The sequence below is a fragment of the Rhodococcus sp. KBW08 genome (genome assembly GCF_003852455.1).
GTDB classification, from domain to species: domain Bacteria; phylum Actinomycetota; class Actinomycetes; order Mycobacteriales; family Mycobacteriaceae; genus Rhodococcus_F; species Rhodococcus_F baikonurensis.
Genome location: NZ_QAJJ01000025.1, coordinates 52,759 through 75,897 on the forward strand (window position 1 = coordinate 52,759; position 23,139 = coordinate 75,897).

The 23,139-nt window shown below is 61.7% G+C and carries 22 protein-coding genes; 16 read left to right on the forward strand and 6 right to left on the reverse strand.

Annotation, left to right across the window (positions count from 1 at the left end; all coding sequences use genetic code 11):
* The first annotated feature begins 38 nt into the window (after positions 1 to 38).
* From hutC to DBV08_RS28415, 5 genes are all read left to right on the forward strand, one after another.
* Positions 39 to 794: a histidine utilization repressor gene (gene hutC, locus DBV08_RS28395; RefSeq protein ID WP_024487384.1), complete on the forward strand. Its 756-nt coding sequence runs from the start codon at positions 39 to 41 to the stop codon at positions 792 to 794.
* A gap of 217 nt (positions 795 to 1,011) precedes the next feature.
* The gene (locus tag DBV08_RS28400) at positions 1,012 to 2,406 is read left to right on the forward strand and encodes a serine hydrolase (RefSeq protein WP_124569615.1); all 1,395 of its coding nucleotides are present in this window, start codon (positions 1,012 to 1,014) and stop codon (positions 2,404 to 2,406) included.
* Between the two features lie 98 nt (positions 2,407 to 2,504).
* Positions 2,505 to 3,584, forward strand: a complete 1,080-nt coding sequence (locus DBV08_RS28405; RefSeq protein ID WP_124569616.1) for a dipeptidase — start codon at positions 2,505 to 2,507, stop codon at positions 3,582 to 3,584.
* Between the two features lie 32 nt (positions 3,585 to 3,616).
* On the forward strand, positions 3,617 to 4,552 hold the full coding sequence (locus DBV08_RS28410; protein ID WP_124569617.1) for an alpha/beta fold hydrolase: 936 nt from the start codon (positions 3,617 to 3,619) through the stop codon (positions 4,550 to 4,552).
* Between the two features lie 84 nt (positions 4,553 to 4,636).
* Positions 4,637 to 5,143, forward strand: a complete 507-nt coding sequence (locus DBV08_RS28415) for a ClbS/DfsB family four-helix bundle protein (RefSeq protein WP_124569618.1) — start codon at positions 4,637 to 4,639, stop codon at positions 5,141 to 5,143.
* On the opposite strand, the gene DBV08_RS28420 is transcribed toward DBV08_RS28415, so the two are convergent.
* Positions 5,134 to 5,712, reverse strand: coding sequence for an N-acetyltransferase (locus DBV08_RS28420; protein WP_124569619.1), 579 nt, complete (start codon positions 5,710 to 5,712; stop codon positions 5,134 to 5,136). The genes DBV08_RS28415 and DBV08_RS28420 overlap by 10 nt on opposite strands.
* Before the next feature lie 214 nt (positions 5,713 to 5,926).
* Here DBV08_RS28420 and DBV08_RS28425 point away from each other — a divergent pair, with 214 nt between their 5' ends.
* On the forward strand, positions 5,927 to 6,721 hold the full coding sequence (locus tag DBV08_RS28425) for an SDR family NAD(P)-dependent oxidoreductase (RefSeq protein ID WP_095968455.1): 795 nt from the start codon (positions 5,927 to 5,929) through the stop codon (positions 6,719 to 6,721).
* A 1-nt stretch (position 6,722) separates the two neighbouring features.
* Here the strand turns inward: DBV08_RS28425 and DBV08_RS28430 are convergent, their stop codons facing one another.
* The 4 genes from DBV08_RS28430 to DBV08_RS28445 are packed head-to-tail and all read right to left on the reverse strand — an operon-like array spanning position 6,723 to position 9,489.
* Positions 6,723 to 7,181, reverse strand: a complete 459-nt coding sequence (locus DBV08_RS28430) for a nuclear transport factor 2 family protein (RefSeq protein WP_124569620.1) — start codon at positions 7,179 to 7,181, stop codon at positions 6,723 to 6,725.
* A 51-nt stretch (positions 7,182 to 7,232) separates the two neighbouring features.
* A complete protein-coding gene (locus DBV08_RS28435) occupies positions 7,233 to 8,021 on the reverse strand; it encodes an SDR family oxidoreductase (protein WP_020909164.1) in 789 nt (262 codons plus the stop codon).
* Positions 8,022 to 8,051: 30 nt separating this feature from the next.
* Positions 8,052 to 8,348, reverse strand: a complete 297-nt coding sequence (locus DBV08_RS28440; RefSeq protein WP_124569621.1) for a hypothetical protein — start codon at positions 8,346 to 8,348, stop codon at positions 8,052 to 8,054.
* A complete protein-coding gene (locus DBV08_RS28445; protein ID WP_095968458.1) occupies positions 8,326 to 9,489 on the reverse strand; it encodes a Rieske 2Fe-2S domain-containing protein in 1,164 nt (387 codons plus the stop codon). The genes DBV08_RS28440 and DBV08_RS28445 overlap by 23 nt, the downstream gene beginning before the upstream one ends.
* Positions 9,490 to 9,726: 237 nt before the next feature.
* Here DBV08_RS28445 and hsaA point away from each other — a divergent pair, with 237 nt between their 5' ends.
* The 7 genes from hsaA (at position 9,727) to DBV08_RS28480 (ending at position 17,183) form a co-directional block, all read left to right on the forward strand.
* On the forward strand, positions 9,727 to 10,893 hold the full coding sequence (gene hsaA, locus DBV08_RS28450) for a 3-hydroxy-9,10-secoandrosta-1,3,5(10)-triene-9,17-dione monooxygenase oxygenase subunit (protein WP_095968459.1): 1,167 nt from the start codon (positions 9,727 to 9,729) through the stop codon (positions 10,891 to 10,893).
* A 38-nt stretch (positions 10,894 to 10,931) separates the two neighbouring features.
* The gene (locus tag DBV08_RS28455; protein WP_124569622.1) at positions 10,932 to 12,224 is read left to right on the forward strand and encodes a glutamine synthetase family protein; all 1,293 of its coding nucleotides are present in this window, start codon (positions 10,932 to 10,934) and stop codon (positions 12,222 to 12,224) included.
* Between the two features lie 65 nt (positions 12,225 to 12,289).
* Positions 12,290 to 12,649: a helix-turn-helix transcriptional regulator gene (locus DBV08_RS28460; RefSeq protein ID WP_095968461.1), complete on the forward strand. Its 360-nt coding sequence runs from the start codon at positions 12,290 to 12,292 to the stop codon at positions 12,647 to 12,649.
* The gene (locus DBV08_RS28465; protein WP_124569623.1) at positions 12,642 to 13,103 is read left to right on the forward strand and encodes an SRPBCC domain-containing protein; all 462 of its coding nucleotides are present in this window, start codon (positions 12,642 to 12,644) and stop codon (positions 13,101 to 13,103) included. The genes DBV08_RS28460 and DBV08_RS28465 overlap by 8 nt, the downstream gene beginning before the upstream one ends.
* 82 nt (positions 13,104 to 13,185) lie before the next feature.
* Complete coding sequence (locus tag DBV08_RS28470; RefSeq protein WP_124569624.1) at positions 13,186 to 14,064, forward strand: SMP-30/gluconolactonase/LRE family protein; 879 nt, start codon at positions 13,186 to 13,188, stop codon at positions 14,062 to 14,064.
* A gap of 1 nt (position 14,065) precedes the next feature.
* On the forward strand, positions 14,066 to 15,079 hold the full coding sequence (locus tag DBV08_RS28475) for a TIGR03617 family F420-dependent LLM class oxidoreductase (protein WP_124569625.1): 1,014 nt from the start codon (positions 14,066 to 14,068) through the stop codon (positions 15,077 to 15,079).
* Positions 15,080 to 15,272: 193 nt separating this feature from the next.
* Positions 15,273 to 17,183 (forward strand): alkyl/aryl-sulfatase, encoded by a 1,911-nt coding sequence (locus tag DBV08_RS28480; protein ID WP_124569626.1) that lies wholly within the window; start codon positions 15,273 to 15,275, stop codon positions 17,181 to 17,183.
* Between the two features lie 67 nt (positions 17,184 to 17,250).
* On the opposite strand, the gene DBV08_RS28485 is transcribed toward DBV08_RS28480, so the two are convergent.
* Positions 17,251 to 18,783, reverse strand: coding sequence for an FAD-dependent oxidoreductase (locus tag DBV08_RS28485; protein WP_185564961.1), 1,533 nt, complete (start codon positions 18,781 to 18,783; stop codon positions 17,251 to 17,253).
* A gap of 153 nt (positions 18,784 to 18,936) precedes the next feature.
* Between DBV08_RS28485 and DBV08_RS28490 the strand changes: the two genes are divergently transcribed.
* From DBV08_RS28490 to DBV08_RS28500, 3 genes are all read left to right on the forward strand, one after another.
* Complete coding sequence (locus DBV08_RS28490) at positions 18,937 to 19,563, forward strand: TetR family transcriptional regulator (protein WP_124569659.1); 627 nt, start codon at positions 18,937 to 18,939, stop codon at positions 19,561 to 19,563.
* A gap of 192 nt (positions 19,564 to 19,755) precedes the next feature.
* Positions 19,756 to 20,919, forward strand: a complete 1,164-nt coding sequence (locus DBV08_RS28495; protein ID WP_124569660.1) for a steroid 3-ketoacyl-CoA thiolase — start codon at positions 19,756 to 19,758, stop codon at positions 20,917 to 20,919.
* Positions 20,920 to 20,953: 34 nt separating this feature from the next.
* On the forward strand, positions 20,954 to 23,134 hold the full coding sequence (locus tag DBV08_RS28500; RefSeq protein ID WP_124569628.1) for an acyl-CoA dehydrogenase: 2,181 nt from the start codon (positions 20,954 to 20,956) through the stop codon (positions 23,132 to 23,134).
* The last annotated feature ends 5 nt before the right edge of the window (positions 23,135 to 23,139 follow it).

Below are 23,139 nucleotides of genomic sequence, written 5' to 3' on the forward strand. Positions count from 1 at the left end.
GAACCGACTCGGTGGTTTTCGAGGAACGGGTGGTGGCGATGGCGATTGCCGAAGTGGACGCAGAACTCGCCGTGCTGTTCAACGAGGCAGGCGGCGAGTCCGCCCCTGCCTACGAACGGGTCAAGAACCTCGTGGTCTCGCAGATCAACTCGGGTCGGTGGACCGAAGGCGATCAGCTGCCTTCGGAAAACCAACTGGTGAGTGCGCTGGGATTGTCACGTATGACGATCAATCGAGCGCTTCGTGAACTCACCAGCGACGGTCTGATCGTGCGGATGATGGGGGTCGGTACTTTTGTCGCCGCCACCAAGACCGCGTCCCCGCTGTTCGAGGTGAAGAACATCGCCGACGAGATTCAGCGCCGCGGCCACCGTCATCGAACCGAGGTCGTCTTCGTTCGTGAGGAAGAAACCGACCACGGGCAGACGTTTCTTCGTGAATCGGTGGGCAAACGGGTGTTCCATTCGCTGATGGTGCACTTCGAGGACGAAACTCCGATTCAGGTGGAAGACCGATTCGTGAATCCGAACGAGGCGCCCGACTATCTGCGCCAGGACTTCACCGCGATCACCCCCAACAACTACTTGAGTGACGTTGCGCCTCTGGTTCGCGGCGAGCATGTCGTGGAAGCGGTGTTGGGGAGCCCGGACGAATGCGAGCTGCTCCGCATCGATCGAGGGGAACCGTGCCTACTGATTCGCCGCCGCACCTGGTCTGCCAACGGGTTGGTCAGCGCGGCGCGCTTGATTCATCCGGGTTCACGCAATCGCTTGGAAGGAACCTTCGAGCGCTGATCGTTTCGAATGGCGAATCCTGAACACAGGCTCGTCCGATCGCACCATTTTCGGGTGCAACTTCGGTGCAATCGACCAGGACGTGACTGCGAGCACACTGAGATCATGGGTGGACGGCTATTGCTTCCGCAACCTCACTTCCCGACGAGTGAGACCTGAGCGGATCGCAGTAACGCCATCTACGCCACTGGCTTCCACGATCGAAGGAGTTCGACCTGTGACCGACTTGCCCAAGGACCTACTTGTCGCCCCGAAGTGGCAGGAACGCCTCGACGAACTGGCAGCCAAGCATTCGGTACCGGGCGCGCAGGTCGGTGTGATCGCGCTGGGCGAAGACGGCGCAGCGGATATCCGTGTCATCACCACCGGAGTGACGAGCCTGAACACACGAGTCGACGTCGATGCCGACACCCTGTTCCAGTTCGGATCCGCGAGCAAGATCTGGACGACGACGCTGATCATGCAGCTCGTCGACGAGGGCAAGCTGACGCTGGACACCTTGGTGGTGGAGGTGCTTCCGGAGTTCACGATCGCGGATCCTTCCAACACGAAGGAAATCACGATTCGCCAGTTGCTCACGCACACAAGCGGTATCGACGGAGACCTGTTCAACGACACTGGTGACGGCGACGACTGCGTCGAGAAGTACGTCGACGAACTCGCGACCGCGATCAGCGTCACCGAGCCCGGCGGACATCTGAGTTACAGCAACGCGGGTTTCGCCGTGGCCGGCCGTATCGTCGAGGTTCTTCGTGAGATGACGTGGGACGAGGCGTTGGTCGAATACCTCTGGAAGCCACTCGGATTGACGCACATCATCACCAAGGCCAAGGACGCCCCTCTGTTCCGCACCGCCGTCGGCCATGTGGCCAACCCGGATCGGACGTCGCCGGACAAGGTGGTTCCGACCAAGCAGTGGCTGCTTCCGCGCGGTATCGGTCCGGCCGGCATCATCACCGGATCCGTCAGCTCTCTGCTGACATTCGGTGCTGCACACATGCGAGACGGCCTGGCTCTGACGGGTGAGCGCATTCTGTCCGAAGAGTCCGCGCGCCTGATGCGCACTCCGCAATTCGACCTGACCGCGGTCTCGAGCGTCGATCAGGCCTGGGGTCTCGGCTGGATCCTGTCCGACTGGGGCGGTGTGACGTCCGCGCAGCATGGCGGTGCGACGATCGGTCAGATCACTCGTTTTCACACCTTCCCCGAGCTCGGTCTCGCCATGGCCGTAGTCACCAACTCGCGTGGCGGCGGTGCCCTGGCCCACGACATCGAGAAGGAGATCGCGCAGGAGCTCGATCTCGTTCTGCCGGAGCCGAAGTCCGAGCCGAATGCAGAAGACATCGACCTGTCGCACATTCTCGGAACCTATGAATCGACAACCGTTCGCATCGAACTCACGCGTGGCGACGACGGCGGATTCCAGGTGCAGAACTTCGCCAAGATCGAGATCGACGGCGAGCCGCCCGCCCCGCCCACCAAGGTCGTGCCTCTGTCCGCTTCCCGGTTCTCGATCAGTAACGAGAGCGCTTCGGGTGAGATGGCTCATCTCACGATCGATGGCGAGGAATATCTGTACATGACAAGGCTTTTCAAGAAGATTTCCGACTAGTCGCGGCGAGATGATTCTCTCCGCTGAATGAAATCTCGGGCAGGTCGAGGGCGATGAGGGCCCTCGACCTGCCCGCACTACTTTCCCGAGGAAAACTCATGTTGAAACCTCTCGCTCCTTTCCCGGACGTGAATCACCCAGCGGCACTGGATGCTTACGGCCTTGCACCGGTCATCGACGGCCACAACGATCTCGCATGGACAGCTCGCGAGACTGCCGACTACTCGGTGGAGAATCTCGAGAAGGATTCCATCTTCCAAACCGACATCGACAAACTCGGTCGCGGTGGCGTCGGTGCGCAGTTCTGGTCGGTTTACACCCCGTGTGACCGGACGGAGGCCGAGGCTGTTCAGTACACACTCGAACAGATCGACTTCGTGTACCGGTTGATCGAGCGGTACCCGGATACTTTCGAATTCGCGCGTACAGGTGACGACGTGCGTCGCATCTGGAGCGAGGGCAAGGTTGCGTCATTGTTAGGCGCAGAGGGCGGTCACAGCATCGGCAGTTCGCTCGGCGTCCTGAGAATGATGGCGCGCCTTGGTCTTCGGTACATGACTCTGACGCACAACGACAACACCGGGTGGGCGGACTCCGCGACGGACACCCGAGTGCACGGCGGGCTGACCGACTTCGGTCGCGAGATCGTGCGCGAAATGAACCGGCTCGGCGTGCTCGTCGACCTGTCGCACGTCTCGGTGGAAACGATGAGAGATGCCGTCGAGACGTCGTCGGCACCGGTGATCTTCAGCCATTCGTCCTGCTCTCAGCTGTGCGGTCACCCCCGCAATGTTCCCGACGACGTCATGCGGCTGCTCGCGGCAAACGGCGGGGTCATCATGATCGCCTTTGTGCCTATGTTCCTTTCTGCCGAGTACAACGAGTGGTTCAAAGGCGGGCGGGTCGGCCCACGGCCGGCGATGACGGTGGACCATCTGGCCGATCATGTCGAGCATGCCCGAGACGTCGCGGGCATCGACCACATCGGTTTGGGTAGTGACTACGATGGATTCGACGACTTTCCGGACGGTATGCAGGACGTATCCGGTTTCGCGGTGTTGATAGACCGTCTGGCGGAACGCGGTTGGCCTGCGGAGGACTTGGCAAAGCTGATGGGCAACAACGTGTTGCGTGTGCTCGACGAGACCAGTGTGGCCTCGATGTCGAGCCTTTCCTAGCCGTATCGACGCCCGAAAAGATGAGGATGAGAATGAAGAAGATTCGTACCGTTGCACTGAAGGTTCTTGCTTCGGTGTCCGTAGTTCTGGTTGTGCTGGTATCGATAGCGCTCGTATTCGATGTCGGCTCCGCCAAGGCGAGCGTTCCGACCGGGGAAACCGGCAACCAGTTCGTGTCCGTAGACGGAAAGAACATGAGCTACTCGATCCGCGGCAACGGCGATCAGACCATCGTTCTGCTGCCCGGATTCGGAACGTCTGCACCGATTCTCGACTTCACGCCGCTCGTCAACGAGCTGGCACCTGACTACCGCGTAGTCACGATCGAGCCCTTCGGATACGGGCACAGCGACGGAACGGACAAGAATCGCACGACGGCGAACATCGTCGAGGAGGTACACGAGGCTGTGCAGTCTCTGGGGATCGACCAATACATCCTCATGGGTCACTCGATCACCGGTGTCTATGCACTGGACTACACGGCGAAGTACCGCGACGAGGTCACCGCTTTCGTGGGAATCGACAGTAGTGTTCCGGGTCAGCCGAATATGGATACCAAATTCCCGATCGAAGCACTCCGAGTTGGAAGGCAATTGGGCTTGGCGGAATTGCTCTCCAAGTTCGTCGGCGGTGAAACCTCGGACGAGTACCTCGACGCCGCAGCAAAGGACGAGATGCGACAGTTGACTGCGAAGAACAACTTCAGCGACACCTATCTCAACGAGATGGATCATCTTTCCAGCAACTTCGCAGAAGCAATCGGCAGGACATTCCCGGCTGATCTTCCGATTCTGTTGTTCGCCGTGCAGAACTCAGAAGTCGAGGGCTGGACTGCGCTGCACGAAGGACAGGCAGCATCGGTCGATCATGGTGAATTGGTCTTGCTGGACGGAGATCACTACCTGCACCACACCAAGTCGAAGGAGATCGCCGAGAACGTCAACAGGTTCATGGGAGAACTGAACTAGCTTCGGTAGACGTTAGGTTGAACGCGGGGTCATCGGATTCGATGGCTCCGCTTCTTCCATTTTTGACGAAAGTTCGGAGGCATTGTGGCGCAGACCTTGTCACGCGAGGAACTGGCGAGTGAGCTGGACACGGCGTATTCGAAACTCGACGCGTTACTCGAGAGCGCCGCCGAGGCCGATGTTTTCGACGTCGTTGCCGTCGATGCGTGGACGGTGCACGACGTACTCGCTGTGCGTGTCTGGTGGGCAGAGGCCGTCGTAGAGTGGATAGGTGCCGGACTGCGAGACGAGACCCCGCAGACGCCGGCGGCGGGTTACAAGTGGACGCAAACACCCGCGCTGAATCAGTCGGTGGTCGAGGCGAGTGCAGGTACCTCGGTTCGAGAGCTTCGGGATCGTTTGCGCGCGGCTGTCGCAGCGCTGCGTCGATACGTGGAAACTCTCGACGAGGATCAACTGCTGTCGGTCGGGGTTTTCTCGTGGACCAGGACCTGGCCGGTGTCGAGGTGGATCGCAGTCAACACGATCACCCAATACGCGTCCTTGTCGAAAATGATTCGGCGAGTGCTGAAGTCGAACAATCAGCCCTGAAGTCGATGCATCCGCCATACGTCTGGTCCGTCGGGGAGCGAGGCCTGGCCGACGATCGTGAAACCGAACCGTTGGTACAGCGGTAGATTTCGTTCGGTTGACGTATCGAGCCAGCAATCCTGTTCAGTTCGATCCAACTCCGCCAAAGCATGTTTCAGTAGCGCAGAACCCAATCCGGTTCCGCGTGAGCGCGGCGTCGTACCGATCGTTGCCAACGACCATGCGTTGTCGGGGACGGGAAGCGCAGACAGTTGTTCGTCAGCCTGAAGAACGCGCTCGAACCGATCTCCGTGCAGTTCGACGATCTTCTCGACGGTCGCTTCATCTGGCTCTGGAGTGTCCGGCGGCAGGACTGCGATGACGCCGTTGCCGGAATCGTCGATGTAGGAACGCCCGAACGGTAGTGCCAGGTGTTCGAGGTAGATCCGTTGCAGAGCCGCGACGCGTTCCACGTGGGAGTCTTCGGCGACGCACCAGTTCGTCCAGGGGTAGTCGGCAAACGCCTCGCCGAGAACCTCGGCGGCACGGTCGAGGTCGTTGATGGACAGCGGTCGAACAGAATTCTGCATAGTGCCACTTCAGCACAGTCGATCCTGCCGTCGCCACTCGATTTCGGCGGTGTAGCAGGTGCGCGGGCCATGGTCACGTACTTGTGAGTTCATTCAAGAAAGTTGGACGCGGCTGTCGATCCTGCGTTCACTGGTAGTGATCGGGTAATCGCCCAGCTGTCAATTCCGGGCACGTGAGATCCGGGTATGGCGATTGTCCGCGAAGGGAACAGATATGAACAGGCTCGAAGGCAAGAAGGTAGTGATCACCGGCGCCGCCAGTGGAATCGGGCGTGCCGCAGCACAACTCATGGCGGCAGAAGGTGCCGCGGTGCTGGTTGCCGACCTCGATCCGGCGCGAGCAGAGGAAGCGGCGGTGGCGATTCGCGAGACCGGTGGCACTGCACTGGGTTTCGGCGTCGACGTCATGAACGAGGACTCCCTGGCCGCGATGATCGAAAAAGCGGTCGCCGAATTCGGCGGCATCAACGTCTTGTGCAATCACGTGGGCGGTAGCAATCCGCGCAAAGATCTCGACCTGCTCCGGATGGACCTGGACGAGTGGGATCGCGTGATGTCCCTCAACGTGCGCAGCACTGTCGTCGCTTCACGCCTTGCCATTCCGCACATGAACAGCGGCGGCGGAGGATCGATCGTCAACACGGCGTCGGTCGGTGGATTGATCGGAGACTCCCTGCAGTCGGCCTACGGGTCTGCCAAGGCGGCGGTCATCCGGTTGACTCAATACATTGCAGTTCAGTACGGAGCAAACGGTGTTCGATGCAACGCCGTAGCGCCGGGTGCGATCATGACACCCGCACTCGTGGACAACATCCCTGCTGACGTCATCGAAGGCATGAAGCAGGCCAACGCCCTGCCTTACCTCGGCGAACCCGAAGACATCGCACACGCCATGGTCTACCTGGCGTCGGACGAATCTCGCTACATGACGGGGCAGACCTTGGTGGTCGACGGCGGACTCACCAGCAAGAGTCCGCTCGCGACCGGCCGTTCGTCGATGCTGAGCTGAATCAGCTCCGCCAACCGCTGGGGCCGGCGCCCAGAACCTCGATGGATCCCTGACTGGCGTGTGAATGCTTGGTGCGGTGCGTCATTCGCCACCTTCCGTCGATCCGCGCCCATGAGTCGTGGTAGTCGCCGAGGGTGAAGAAGTTCAGGTGAGCCTTGCTCCCGGTGCCCACATGCATGTCGCTGACATAGGAGCGGCTGGTGGCAATATCACCGACCACCTCGACCAGCACGTTACCGATCAGATGTTGGGTGGGACCGCACTCGTCGAGGAACGAGCGGATGGACGCCACTACCTCGGCGGGTCCGCGCAGAGTTCCGGTGCCCAATTCTGCCGTAGCGTCCGGCGTCATGATCCGGTGGAGTTCATCCCACTCTCGCGCATCCATGGCTCGGGCGAACTCGAAGATGGAGCGGGTGATCTCGCGTTCGTCGAGAAGGGTGGTGATGTCGACGCTCATGCTGTGCGCCTTTCTTAACGTCGGGGGGTTAATAAAGGCGCACAGCAGATGTCAGCGGTTCAGCAGCTTGCGCATCGCTTCGGCAGCGCCCTTGACCATCTTGTCTCGGGGGAAGCCACTGCGCTTCTTGGCGCCTTCGTAGTTTCCTGCAGCAACCCAGATCGGGCCGTCGGCAAGGTGTTCGAGACCTTCGCGTGCAACATCTTCGGGCTCGGCGACGTTCATGCCCGGGATGTCGAAGTTCAATCCCGCGCGAATCATGGCCGGCGTGCGAGTGACACCGAGAATGAACTCGACGACGTGAACGCCGTACGGCTGGAGTTCGAGCCACAGGCTTTCGGCGAAGATGCGACCGAAAGCTTTCGAGGCCGCGTAGATGCTCTGGTGCTCGGAGCCCATGAATCCGGCCAGCGAACCGAGCAGCATGATGCCGCCTCGTCCGCGATCCTTCATCAAACCGCCGAAGTGGTGCGAGAGTTCGAGTTGCTTGTTGATGTTCAGCTCGATGACTCCGGCAAATCCGGTCAGATCACCGGTCACGAACTCGTGGCCGTAGCTGTTGGCGCCGGCGTTGAAGATGAGCAGGCCGACCTCGACGTCGTCGGTGACCGCCTTGATCTGATCGAGCGCGTCGGGAACCAATAGATCCAGTGCGAGAGTGCGTACTTCGACGCCGTTGGCGCGTGCCTTGGCCGCGGTCTCCTCGAGCGGGCCCGGCTTGCGGGCGATGAGAACGAGGTTGATGCCGATCTTGCTGAGCTCGTCGGCGAACCCTGCGCCGACACCTTCGGAACCGCCGGCGATGACTGCCCACGGGCCGTAGTACTGGGGATCGATCATTACTACCTTCTTCGAAAGATGTTGGCTCGGCTAGTGAAACGGAGCGGGTACTGGTTCGCTGTCGTCGACGATCGGCTGAGGCACCGGCTCGTCGTTGAGAATCTCGAGCTCGCCCGCTGTTGCAGCGTTCACGATCGACGCGATCAAGGCGCCGCACTCCTTGCGGGGAGCACCGGGTCGTCCCTCACGTTGCCCGAATTCACGGTCGTCGGCGATTGCGAGGCACTGGGCGCGGGCCTGGTCACTCCACTGAACGGTGGTGTGTTCCCAACTGTTCTTCTGGACCAGGACCTGCGCCTTGCACTCAGCGCACTGAAGAGGCTGCATCTTCGTCTGCCTTCTTCGCAGCGAGGTTGTCTTCGACTTCCTTCTGCCAGGCGGCGACGGGTCGCGCGGTGTCGAGTTCGAATTCGAAGCGCTCGGTCATCTCGGGAGCGATGTCCGCGACGTCGACGTAGAACTGTTCGTACCAGCGACGGAGCTGGTAGACCGGGCCGTCTTCTTCGCACAGGAGCGGATTCTCGATGCGAGTCTTGTTCTTCCAGATCTCGACGTCCTGCTCGAAACCCTTGGCGATGAACGTGCCGAAGTTCGCGGCCATCGCGTCGGCGGCTTCGCCCTGGAAACGATCCGACTTCTTGACGATGATGCCGTACTGGAGCACGAACTTGTCCGCGCTGACCGGGTAGTGGCAGTTGATGAGCACGGACTCGACGTTGTAGTCCTCGTACTCGTAGGTCAGGTCGTCGACCATGAAGGAAGGACCGAAGTACGTCGCAACCGAGTTGCTTCCCACCATCTTCGGGGTGCCTGCCGCGTGGGGACGCATGTCCGAGCGAGCGACGCCGCGCATGTACTGCGTTGCGGCGTGGCCTTCGAAGACGTTCTTGAAGTACGTCGGGAACGAGTAGTGGACGTAGAAGAAGTGGGCCATGTCGACGATGTTGTCGACGATTTCACGGCAGTTCGTGTCGACGGTCGTGGTGTACCAGACCCAGTCGCTCCACTCGTCGCTGAGCGCGCCTTCGATGCGGGGGATGGCTACGTCGTCGGTCGGCGGGTTGCCCTCGGGGTCGTGCCAGACGAAGAGCATGCCGTCCTGGTCGAGCGTCTGCCATGCGCGCGTCTTGGCCAGCGGGGGAACGCGGCGTGCGTACGGAATCTTCTGGCACTTGCCGTTGCCGCCCCAGCGCCAATCGTGGAACGGACAGGCAATGGCGTCGCCCTTGATGGTGCCCTGGCTCAGGTCGCCACCCATGTGACGGCAGTACGCGTCGAGGATCTTGACGTTGCCTTCACTGTCGGCGAAGACGACGAGCTTGGTACCGAACGCCTCGATGGAGTGCGGCTGGCCGTCCTTGAAGGACTCCGTGAGCCCAATGCAGTGCCATCCACGTGCAAAGCGAGTAGGCGCGGTTCCAGCTTGGATCTCGCGAACTTCGTCGTTGTCGGACTGATTGATCGTCACGATGAGTCCCGTCCTTTCCAGGGTCAGTGTCGACGCCCGACGCTAGGGGAGCGTGAATTGCCTCTGGGGCCTCGTCTCACTGGCCGGGACCAGCGGAGAGCGCGAGGATCCGGCGGCTCGTCCCGGCCTTCGGGACTTCCGATCACCGGAACGCGCGACCGACATATCGTGGCGAGGCAGCCGTTATGTCTATCTGCCGATCCGCTCCCTCACGGTTCGGTGCGAGGAGTGTCTCCCATGGTCAACAAGGTTCTGAGTACCGTCCGTGATCTGCTTCCGAAGATCGCGGCCCGTGCTCAGAAGGTCGACGATTCGCGCAAGATCTCCGAACGGACCATCCGGGAACTGTCCGAAGCCGGTGTCTTCTCCATGCTTGCGCCGAAGAGATACGGAGGCGCCGAGAGCGACCCGGTCCACTTCTACGAAGTCATCAGGGCCATCTCCGCTGCCTGTGGCTCGACCGGTTGGGTCGCCTCGGTGGTGGGAGTGCACCCGTGGCACCTGGCGCTTTTCGACGACCGAGCGCAGGACGACGTGTGGGGAGAGGATCAGACGACGCTCATCTCGTCCGCCTACGCACCGGTCGGACGACTGACGGCGGTGGACGGTGGCTACGAACTGTCGGGCCAGTGGGGTTTCTCCTCCGGCTGTGACCACGCAAGTTGGGCATTGCTGGGAGCGATGGTGGTCGGCGTGGACGGCCGTCCCGTCGACTTCATGACGGTGCTGGTGCCGCGCACCGATTACGAGATCCGCGACGTCTGGGACGTCGTGGGAATGAGAGGCACCGCGAGCAACGAGATCGTGGTCAAGAACGCGTTCGTTCCCGAACACCGCCTGAAGCGCAATTACGAAACCGCGCAACTGAGTGGGCCTGGCCAAGCGGTCAATCCTGGTCCGCTGTACAAACTTCCGTTCGGGAGCATCTTCACCTCGACGGTCGCTGCTCCGTGTGTGGGCATCGTCGCCGGTTGTTACGAGGGGTACCTGGACGTGATGCGTGAGCGCGTCCGTCTGAGCCTGGGCGGCGGACGGTTCAGTGAGGACCAGTTCGCTCAGGTCGCCGTCGCACGTGCGTCGTCGGAGATCGACGCTGCGATTCTGCAGATGGATCGCAACATCCGGGAGATGTACGAACTTGCGGTCGCCGGTCAGGAGCTCCCACTCTCGATGAGGCTGCGTGCGCGTCGTGACCAGGTTCGCGCGACGGAACGCTCGGTGGAAGCGATCGACATGCTGTTCAAGACGGCAGGCGGCAACTCCCTCTCCCGCGGAAACCCGATCGAGCGTGCGTGGCGTGACGTTCATGCGGGCAGCGTTCACGTTGCCAACGAACCCGAGCGCGCGTTGGCGCTGTACGGCCGGGCGGCGTTCGGGCTGCCGGTGGAGGACAACCTGATCTGACGGGTTGGCGCGCCACCGGGTGGGGTATTTGCCTTTGGATGAGGGAAGTTCCGGCTCTGACCATCGGCTCGATCGTCGACATGGCAGGTGTCGCTCGCGCGAAAGTGATGCCCGCGGCTCGAACCGGTGTCTTCGAGGAAGTCGGTGCGGGAGTCTCACCGAGCTGGAACGTCTTCTGTAGCGACGATCGGATTGCCTTCACCGATTCCTTCTCGGTCGTCGGTGATCTCCGATTGCGTATCGACCGATCCGACCTCCGCGATCTCGGCGGGGGTGTGTCGTGGGCACCGGCGACGTTGCACGAGCAAGACGGTTCGACGGCCGCCGTGTGCACTCGTTCCGCGCTTGCCGCGGTCGTGGCGCGGCTTGCTGCCGACGGACTGGACGCTCGGGTGGGCCACGAGATCGAGTTCACTCTTTTCGGTGATGCGTGCGGCGGTGAGTGGTCGGCCTACGGTCTGGGCGCAGTCCTCGGTCGCGAAGACTTCCTCAAGGACCTCCTGCGCAATGCCGAACGCGCACAACTGCATATCGAGCAAGTCCATGCCGAGTACGGAGTAGATCAATTCGAGATGTCGATCGCTCCGAGTGCTCCTGTTCAGGCCGCTGATCTGGTGGTCTTGGCTCGGATACTGATCAGCCGTACGGCCAGAGCTCACGGCTGGACGGCCTCGTTCTCGCCGATCCCTGCTATTGGTGGTGCGGGGAACGGTGCGCACCAACATTTTTCGTTGACCGCAGATGGTAGGCCAATTTTCTCCGGTGGCAATCGGGAGCACGGAATGACGGATGCGGGAGCTTCCGCCTTGGGTGGAGTCCTCGCTCATCTGGCGGAATTCACCGTTGTCTTTGCGTCCTCTCCACTTTCGGGTATCAGGCTGCGGCCGGACAATTGGTCGGGCGCCTACGTCTGTTGGGGGCTCGAGAACCGGGAAGCAGCACTGAGGTTCTGCGCAGAGTCGCCGTCGAATCCACACGGCGCCAACGCCGAACTGAAACTCGTCGATCCGTCGGCCAATCCGTACCTGGCCACCGCTGCGATACTGGGTCTTTCGCATATCGGTATCGACAATTCCGCGCAATTGCCTCCGGAAATGGTGGTGAACCCGTCGACTCTCACAGAGGCGGAACGTGATGAGCGCGGGGTGACCCGAGTCCCCACCGACCTCGGCGCGCTCGTGCAGAATTTCAGCTGTTCCTCGTCGGCGAAGAAAATCTTCGGGGAATCGATCGTCGAAGCATTGGTGTCAGTGAAGGGAGCCGAGCGGGAGACGTTCTCCCAGATGGACGAGGCGACAATCGTCGAGCGGCTTCGGTACACCTGGAGTTGAAAGGGTTGACGGCCACGATCTCGAGTTCTATGTTTAAGTTGTTCCTTAATTAAGGAGTTGCTTACATGGATGGGCGAAGTGGCCGGCTCGATGCAGTGTTCAGCGCACTGGCCGACCCGACGAGGCGTGAAATGCTCTCTCGCCTGACGGATGGTTCGATGACCGTCGGTGAGCTGGCCGAGCCGTTCGAAATGAGTAGACCCGCCATCTCGCAGCATCTGAAGGTGCTCGAGCGAGCCGGTCTCATCGAACGAACCGCCACCGCGCAATGGCGCACATGCACCCTTCGCGCAGAGGGTCTCGACGACGCGAGCGCCTGGGTCGACGAGCACCGGCGCGGTTGGAACGAACGCTTCGATCTTCTCGACGAGCGTCTACGTGAGCTGAAACAACGTCGACCGAAGAAGGAGAAGGACAATGAGTGACCAGAATGCCGATGCCACTGCAGAATTCACCATCACCCGGATCTTCGATGCGCCGCGCGATCTCGTCTGGCAAGCGTGGACCGATCCCGACGAGGCGGCGCGTTGGTGGCACCCTGAGGGTGTCAGCAGCCCTCGGGAGCACGTCACGATCGATCCCAGAGTTGGCGGAACGTACCGCTACCTGATGATCAACGACGAGAATGGTGCCGAGTTCCCCACCGGCGGAACCTATCTCGAGGTCGACGAGCCGAAGAAACTAGTCTTCACCTGGGGAGATCCAGGAGATTCGGTGGATACTGCGCCGCGAATCACGGTCACGCTCGCAGATCGGGGCGACAAGACCGAGATGACATTCCATCTGGTCGGGGTCCCGGGTTTCAAGGGCGACGGCAACGTCTACGACGGGTGGGAATCCGCGTTCGACGTGCTGGACCAGGTGTACCGCGGCGAGTAGTCGGGAATCGGACACCGCCACCGGGGCACCGATGATTGAATGGAGTGAATACACCATTCAATCACCGACGTGGGAGAGCCTGATGGCACCAGAGGTTGCGGTAGTTCTCGAGGGTTATACCTACTTCGAATGCCCACGCTGGCACGAATACCGGGTTTGGGTGTCGGACTTCTATACCTACCAGGTGATTTCGGCCCGCGAGGACGGGACCGACATACGCGTGGAGGCGGAGGTTCCAGGGCAACCGTCGGGGCTGGGGTGGCTTCCGGACGGCAGATTGCTGGTGGTCTCCATGCGGGACCAGAAGATTCTGCGGCGAGAATCCGACGGCGAGTTGGTGGTGCACGCAGACTTGTCCGAGTACGTCAGTGCCAACGTCAACGACATGCTGGTCGATGCGCAGGGACGAGCGTACGTGGGCAACTTCGGGTTCGATCTGATGAACCTGGCTCCCGTCGAAACGGCAGATCTCCTCCGCGTCGACCCGGACGGATCGGTACACGTCGTGGCGCGAGATCTCCACTTCCCCAACGGTATGGCTCTGACGTCGACCGGAGATCTGCTCGTGGACGAAACGCTGGGAAATCGAATCAGTGCGTTTGCGGTCCAGGCCGACGGCTCCCTGAGCGAACGCCGTGATTGGGCGTCGTTCGGGCCGGTACCTGGTGGACCCGAGATGGAGACCACTCTCGCTCAGATCGTCGTTGCGCCCGACGGATGCTGCATCGACGGAGACGATTCGATGTGGGTGGCCGACGCCCTCGGAAGTCGTGTTCTTCATGTGAGCGCCGGCAAGATAATCGATGAAATTGCCTTCGGCAGCGGTGTCTTCGCGTGCGGGCTCGGCGGCTCCGACGGACGTACGCTGTTCGTCTGCGCCGCACCGGACTTCAACGAGCACGCTCGTAAGGTCGCCAACGAAGGAAGGCTGTTGTCGATTCGCCTGGAGCCGTTGGGCTGACATGGAATTGGTGACCTCGCTACCTGCCGACACTCCGCTGCGGCAGGTAGCTCAGCACGTCGAACGCATCGAGAAACTCGGTTTCGACACGGTGCACATCTCCGAGACCGTCCGCGATCCTTTTGCGGTGGCAGCACTCGCCGTCGAACACAGCACCACCCTCACCGTCCGGACGTCGATGGTTGTCGCATTTGCGCGCAGTCCCATGGTGACGGCTTTGGCTGCGTGGGATCTGGCGGACTTCTCCGGTGGACGATTCCAATTGGGGCTTGCGACGCAGGTGCGGGGGAACATCGTCGGACGGTATTCGATGCCGTGGACGGATCCTGTTGCGCAACTGCGTGATTACGTCGGCGCTGTGCGTGAGATATTTCGAGTGTTCCAAACGGGCGGCAAACTCGACTATGCCGGTTCGCACTACACTTTCAACAGGCTGCAACCCTATTTCAGCCCGGGGCAGATCGGTGTTCCTGCTCCGGAGATCTGGACCGGGGGAGTGAACTCTCGGATGTGCTCCCTCGCGGGCGACGTCGCCGATGGATTTGTGGCTCACCCCACCAGCTCGCATCCGAAGGTGCTCGCGGAGAGGATCATTCCATCATTGACGGGCGGTGGGAGGAAGCCGAGACTGATTGCCGTTCCGAAGACGATCACCGGCAAAGATCGGGCCGCGATCATCGCGCAGCGAGAAGCGGCGCGCAGCGAACTCGCCTTTCTCTACTCCACTCCGGCGTACCGAGTCGCGCTGGAGGTCCTCGGATTGTCCGAGGTCGGGGAGGAGCTGACAGTGATGGCGCGGGCAGGTGACTGGGCCCAGTTACCTGCCGTCCTCACCGACGATGTTCTCGACATCTTGGTCACACAATGCACTTATGCGGAACTCCCCGACGTGCTGAGTTCGAAGTACGCGGGCCTCTGCGACGGGATTGCACTGGCGGTGCCGACGGATCCTGCAGACGACGGTGCCTTCACGGCGATGTGTGAGGAGCTTCGAGCTGCAGCGTCTGCCGAATGACCTCCGTCGAGTGAGGTCTGCTCGATGTGATCTGCCTGGTCTCCGGGGGTTCAGTTGACATCTCACCTGTGACGGGTGATGCGCGAATTCCGTGTGGCAACCAGATTGGCTGCAGAGGGTTCCGCGTGAGGTCACGTCCGATGGCGTCGCGTGCTTGCGTGGGCGAGAAGACGAGAATCGGAGGAAAGTGCTCATGGGTGCTGAGACCAAGCCTGCAACGCCGTTCACGGTCGAGGTCAACCGCGCGGCAGTAGACGACTATCCGATGTCGGACCGAGCAGATTTCGGCGATGCCGACCGCGGATTCATCGCCGGGTGGGACAACGACCAGGTCTTCAACGACAACGGCGATTTGATCCACGACGGTCAACCGCTCGAATACATCGGCGATGACAAACAGGCTCCGGAGACGGTAAACCCGAGTCTGTGGAGGCAGTCGCAGTTGGTGAGGCGCTGTGGGCTCTACAAGGTGGTCGACGGTCTGTACCAGGTCAGGTTCGCAGTAAACCTCACCATCGTCGACGCTCCCGACGGACTCGTCATCATCGACACCACCACCAGTGCCGATCTCGCCAAGGCGGGCCTGGAGTTATTCCGTCGTGAACTGGGCAACAACAAGCCTGTCGTCGCGATCATCTACACCCACACGCATTTCGACCACTACGCCGGAGTCAAGGGTCTCGTCGACGAGGCAGACGTGGTTTCGGGCAAGATTCCGATCGTCGCGCCCGGAACCATCGAGTCGTTCAACAAGTTCGCGATCGGTGAAAACGTCATCACCGGCAATGCGATGTCGCGGCGCATGGGGTATACCTTCGGTTTGATTCTGCCGCAATGTGATTGCGGTCTGGTGACAGTTGGTCTGGGTTCGGGTGCCGACAACATGAACATTCACATGACCTACATCCCGCCCACCGACGGCATCACCAAGACCGGTGAGGTGCGCAACCTCGGTGGGTGGGACTTCGAGTTCCTGTACGCCCCGGACACCGAGGCGCCGGAGGAGATGCACATCTGGATTCCCGCCATCAAGGCACTCACCTGTGCCGAGAACGCCAATCACTCGATGCACAACATCCAGACGATCCGTGGTGCGCGCACGCGAGATGCACGAAATTTCGCGCGGTACCTGGATGAGACATTGGTGCGGTGGGGCGACGACGTGGAAGTGCACCACGGCCCGCACACGTGGCCGGTGTGGGGGAACGCCACGGTAGTGGAATTCCTTGAATCGCAACGAGACATGTACAAGTTCATCCACGACCAGGCGCTCCGATTCGCGAACCAGGGTTACACGCCGCTCGAAGCTGCAGAGGTCGTGCGACTTCCGGAAGCCATCGGCCAGAAGTGGTACAACCGTTACTACCACGGCGGACTACACCACAACGTGCGCGCGGTTTTCCACAAGGAACTCGGTTTCTGGGACGGCGATCCTGCGACGATCTTGCCGTTGTTGCCCGAGGATCACGCCAAGCGGCACGTCGACTTGATCGGGCGGGACAAGATACTTGCCGAGGGCCGCAACGTCTTCGACGCGGGTGACTATCGTTGGGCTGTACAACTTCTGCATCATCTGGTCTTCGCCGACCCGGCTGACGACGAGGCGAAGAATCTACAAGCCGATGCCTACGAACAACTCGGGTATCAGCAGGAAGTACCGCAGTATCGGTCGATCTTCCTCGCCACTGCGATGGAACTGCGGAACGGGGTGACCGGCGCCGGTCAGGTCAATACCGACAGCACCGACACGATTCTGGCGATGCCGATCGATCTGCTCTTCGACTACGCGGGAGTACATCTCGTTGCGGAAAAGGCCGATGACGTCGACATTTCCGTCAATTTCAGTTTTGCCGACACCAAGCAGGACTGGAACATGTGGGTGCGTCGAGCGGTGCTGAACGCCCGCTCCGGACGTGCTCCCGACGCACAACTGACTCTCACCGGCCCGAAGGCGCTACTTGCCGGAATTCTGCTCCAACCAGGCAAAGCGTCCGCCATTCTCGACAGCGGGAAGGTCACGCACGACGGCGATGTCTCGACTCTGTCGCGTTTCGCCGACATCATGGAAGTGTTCGACCCGAATTTCAACATCGCGACACCGTGAGAAGGAGAATGGGGCAACCGATTTCCATTCGGCTGCCCCATCATCTGCTGCTCTACGATCTAGTGCGTCACTTCGCCATGTCCTGGGCTGCTCGGTAGGAGAAGACCATGGCAGTACCGAGCGGAACTCCGGGGCCGGGGTAGAAACGCCCGCTCAATGAAGCACTCGTGTTGCCGGCGGCGTACAGACCGTCGATGGCGCTGCCGTCGGCGCGCAGGACACGGCCGTCGATGTCAGTGACCAATCCGCCCTTGGTGCCGAGGTCACTGAGGACGATGCGGGCTGCGTAGAACGGACCGTTCTCGACGGCCGTCAGTGCCGCATTCGCGCCGCCGTTGGGTGGGCAGAAGAACGCGTCGTACGGGTCTTCGCCGCGGTGGAACTCTTCGTCGACGCCCAGTTTTGCTGCATCGTTGAACTTTTCGACGGTGCTGCGCAGCGCGTCGGCCGGCAGTCCGGTCTTGGCGGCGAGTTCTTCGAGCGTATCGGCGGCGACCCACGTCCCGGCTTCGAGATGCTTGGCGGGTGCGGTATTCGGGATACAAATGGCGGGCAGCCCGCCACCCTCGCGTGAGTCGAAGATCATGAACGACGGTACGGCCGAGCCGTTGTCGTCGTGCGCATCCATCGCTCGCCCGAACTGGTCGTACGGAAGCGACTCGTTGAGGTAGCGCTCACCGGCGTTGTCGACGACAAGTCCGCCGCGAACGCCGACCATGAAGGCGGCGCTGCCGTCCGGCTGCTCGACGCCGGGGCAGAACCACGCCTGATCGAGCAAAGCGGTTGCGCCACCGACAGCGATACCGGCAGAGATCGCATCGCCGGTGTTGGCGCCGAAGGGACCCATACTCCAGATCGCCTTGCCGGGGGTGCCGGCCTGCTCACGCATCTCGGCGTTGCCCTCGATGCCGCCCGCTGCCATCAGGACACCGCGGTTCGCCTTGATTCGCTGGGTTTCGCCGCCGGTTTCGACCTCGGCCCCGACGACTCGTCCGTCCTCGACGATCAGGGACGTGAGAGTGGATTCGGTTCGAAGTTCTGCCTTGCCCGTGCTCTGGACTGCGGCCAGTAGTCGGCCGATCAGTGCGCGCCCACCGATCATCGGGCCGGGCGCATGGCCTTGACCGGCGCGGTCTTGGTCGAGTTCGGGACGCACCTTGCCGGCGAGTTCACCGATGTCCGTGGGATCGAGATCCAGTGGGTTGATGGAGCGTCCCGTGTCCATCCTGCCTTCGGCTTTGTAGTAGTCGGGGAACGCGCGGAACTCGAATTCGATGTGCGGGTTCTGCTCGAGTAGGGCGACGACATCGGGAGCGGTCTCGACATAGGCGTTCTGGCGCTCGGACTCGGAATCGCCGAGCAATGCGCGTAGATAGGTGCGTGCGTTCTCCGTCGAGTCGGGGAGTCCCGCACGTTCCTGTACCTGGGTTCCCGGCAGCCAGATGGATGCGCCCGAGTACGCGGAAGTTCCGCCGAAGCGATCGGTTTTCTCGAGGACGATCGTCGTCAATCCTCGAGCTGCCGCGGTGTATGCGCCGGTCAGCGCGCCGCCGCCGGAGCCGACTACCAACACGTCGCACTCGGTGGTCCAGTCCTGCATCATTGCGTCCTTACTCCAAGAGGGTGGGGTGTCCACGGAATACCGCACGGAGAGAGAAGGCCATGCCAGGTCCCACTGAGCGGGCAATATGCCGAGATGGGTGGTCGAGATGAGAGAATTGGCGAGGTCGTTCGCGACCGGGACACAGAATCGATGATGGGGGCGACGTTGCCGAGAATTGCCGAGGTCAGGGACGCTGCAGAGCCCAGTTCGGACGAGCAGCGGGCGCGCCATGTGCGGATGCTGGAAGCGGCCGCCGAATTGGGGACCGAGAAGGAACTCTCACGGGTACAGATGCACGAGGTCGCCAAGCGGGCGGGCGTGGCCATCGGCACTCTTTATCGCTATTTCCCCTCGAAGACGCACCTCTTCGTCGCTGTGATGGTCGAGCAGATCGATCAGATCGGTGCCAGCTTTGCCAGGCATCAGATTCAGTCGGACAATCCACAGGATGCGGTGTACGAGGTATTGGTTCGCGCCACTCGCGGGTTACTGCGTCGGCCGGCTCTCTCGACTGCGATGCTGCAGTCGTCCAGTACCGCCAACGTCGCGACGGTGCCGGACGTGGGCAAGATCGATCGCGGATTCCGGCAGATCATCCTCGATGCGGCTGGGATCGAGAACCCCACCGAAGAAGACAACACCGGGCTGCGTCTGCTGATGCAGCTGTGGTTCGGGGTCATCCAATCGTGCCTCAACGGTCGAATCTCCATCCCCGATGCGGAGTATGACATCCGCAAGGGATGCGACCTGCTCCTGGTGAATCTCTCACGACACTGACGTGACCTCGCCCCTCCTCGGGGTGGGTTCGTCATGTCTTCAAAATTGAAATCAATTCTATTTTTGGATCGGCGCTGGTTCAGAGTTGATGCCAATCCGGACATTGCCCTGACATCATTAATAGAATAAATTACAGAAAATTAGACGGTGAGCCAGCTCACCGACCGAAAACTCCACGAAGGAGCGAACATCATGGGTCATGCAGTCATCGTCGAGGCCGCTCGGACACCGATCGGCCGTCGTCGCGGCGCCCTGGCGGGACTGCACCCCGCCGAAATTCTGGGAGCAGCGCAGCTCGGCGTTCTCGAACGGGCAGGCGTCGCACCGGAAGACATCGGACAGATCATCGGTGGCTGCGTCACCCAGGCGGGTGAGCAGTCCAACAACGTCACGCGGCAGGCGTGGTTGCACGCCGGATTGCCGTACAGCACAGCGGCAACCACTATCGACTGCGCCTGTGGATCTGCCCAGCAGGCAGTGCATTTGATCTCCGGCCTGATTTCCTCCAATCAGATCTCGGCCGGTATCGGCTGCGGCGTCGAGGCCATGAGCCGTGTGTTCCTGGGCCAGGCAAATGCGCCCGGAACGGGGAACCCGTACCCGGACGACTGGACCATCGACATGGGCGACCAGTTCACCTCCGCGCAGCGTATCGCCGAGAAGCGTGGCATCACGCGCGCCGACGTCGACGCCTTCGGTCTCGAGTCGCAGCGCCGCGCAGCCCAGGCCTGGGCGGAAGGCCGCTTCGACCGCGAGATCGTTCCTGTCAAGGCTCCGGTGGTGGACAAGGAAGGCGTGCCCACTGGTGAGATTGCCACTGTCACTCGCGACGGGGGACTGCGTGAGACGACGGCAGAAGCGCTCGCCGGGCTCGAGCCGGTTATCGAGGGCCACATCCATACCGCCGGAAACTCGTCGCAGATCAGTGATGGCGCCGCTGCGGTACTGCTGATGAGCGAAGAGCGCGCACAGGAACTGGGATTGAAGCCCCGCGCGCGGATCATCGCGTCCGGCATGATCGGATCCGACCCGTTCTACCACCTCGACGGTCCCATCGAATCCACCCAGATGGTGCTCGACAAGGCCAAAATGACCTTGGACGACATCGATCTCGTCGAAATCAACGAAGCATTTGCATCCGTCGTTCTCTCCTGGGCGCAGGTTCACGGCGCCGACCTGTCCAAGGTCAACGTCAACGGTGGTGCGATCGCGCTCGGGCATCCCGTCGGCTCGACGGGTGCTCGTCTGATCACCACTGCGCTGCACGAACTCGAGCGCTCGAACAAGTCGACGGCTCTGGTCACGATGTGCGCCGGTGGCGCTCTCTCGACCGCCACCATCATCGAACGCATCTGACCCGTACTGACACTGTCGAATTGACGAGGTAGACATGACTATTGGATTGAGTGAAGAAGATCGTGACCTCCGCGACTCCGTACGGGGCTGGGCGGCGCGTCACGCAACACCCACCGTCATCCGTGAAGCGGTCGAGGCGAAGGTCGAAACCCGCCCCCAACTCTGGAACGGGCTTGCCGAGCAGGGACTTCTCGGACTGCACGTAGCCGAGGAATTCGGCGGTGCCGGATACGGATTGGTCGAACTCGCTATCGTCGTCGAGGAACTGGGACGCTCGATGGTTCCCGGACCGTTCCTGCCGACGGTAGTGGTCAGCGCCGTACTCAGCGATGCCGGGGTGACCGGCAGGCTACCGGCGCTCGTGGACGGCAGTACTCTCGGAGCTGTTGCACTGCAGCCGGGTTCACTGAAGATCACACGCGACGGTGGTGTCGCCACTCTGAGTGGTACGTCCAGCCACATTCTCGGCGGTCATGTCGGCGACGTGTTCCTGCTCGCGACCGACAGCGGATTCGTGTTGCTCGAACGCGATCGTCTCGAGGTCACGGACTTGGCCAGCTACGACGTCGTGCGTCGTAACTCCGAGGTCACCGTCGACGGCTTGGTCCTCACCGATTCCGAGATCCTCACCATCGATGCCCAGCGTGTACTCGACATTGCCGCAACACTGTTCGCGGCCGAGGCATCAGGCTTGGCCGACTGGGCAGTCACGACCTCGGCCGACTACGCGAAGGTGCGTCAGCAGTTCGGTCGCGCGATCGGCCAGTTCCAGGGAGTCAAGCACAAGGCCGCCCGCATGCTCGCTCTTGCCGAGCAGGCGCGCGTCTGCGCTTGGGACGCTGCGCGTGCGCTGACCCCCGCCAATGGCGTCGGCGCGGAAGAGGCCTCTCTCGCAGCAGCAGTCGCCGGAGCCACGGCCCTGGAGGCAGGCTTTTCCGTCACGCGTGACTGCATCCAGGTGCTCGGCGGAATCGGTTACACGTGGGAGCATGACGCGCACCTGTACCTGCGCCGCGCGCAGTCCTTGCGAATTCTGCTGGGTTCCACGGCATCTTGGCGTCGTCGTGTTGCGGAGCTGACCATTGCCGGCACCCGTCGCGTGCTCAGCATCGAGTTGCCGCCCGAGGCCGAGGCGATCCGCGCCGACGTTCGCGCCGAGCTCGCTCCTGCACTCGAACTCGAAGGTGCCGCGCAGAAGACGTATCTCGCGGAAAAGGGCTACACCGCGCCGCACTTCACGGCTCCGTGGGGCAAGTCCGCCGACGCCGTCAGCCAGCTGGTCATCGCCGAAGAACTGCGCGCGGCGAAGATCAAGCCGCACGACATGATCATCGGCAACTGGGTCATCCCGACGCTCATCGCGCACGGCAACGAAGAGCAGCTTGCCAAGTTCGTCCCGCCGTCACTGCGCGGCGAGATCGTCTGGTGCCAGCTCTTCTCCGAGCCCGGCGCAGGTTCCGACCTCGCGGCTCTGAGCACCAAGGCCACCAAGGTCGACGGTGGCTGGAAGTTGCAGGGCCAGAAGGTATGGACGTCGATGGCACGCGACGCGCACTGGGGTATCTGCCTCGCGCGCACCGACGCTGACGCACCCAAGCACAAGGGCCTGTCCTACTTCCTCATCGACATCAAGAACAGTGGCCTCGACATTCGTCCGCTGCGCGAGATCACCGGTGAAGCACTGTTCAACGAAGTCTTCTTCGACGACGTGTTCGTTCCTGACGAGTGCCTGGTCGGCGGGCCGGGCGACGGCTGGAAGCTCGCTCGCACCACGCTGGCCAACGAGCGTGTCTCGTTGTCCAACGACTCGTCTCTCGGATCGGGTGGCGAGGCTCTTCTGAGCCTGGTCGACGGACTGCCCGGTGGCATCGACGACGAGCAGTTGACCGTTCTCGGAAAGGTGCTGTGCGACGCGCAATCCGGCGGTCTGCTCGGTCTGCGCACCACGCTGCGCTCGCTCACCGGCGCGCAGCCGGGCGCCGAGTCCTCGGTGGCAAAGTTGATCGGTGTCGAGCACATCCAGCAGGTCTGGGATGTGGCAATGGAGTGGGCCGGGCCGAGTTCACTTCTGGGCGAACAGCATCGGATGTCTGCAACCCAGATGTTCTTGAACTCGCAGTGCATGTCCATCGCGGGTGGTACAACCAATGTTCAGCTCAACATCATCGGTGAGCGAATCCTGGGTCTGCCTCGCGACCCCGAACCGGGAAAGTGACCTGC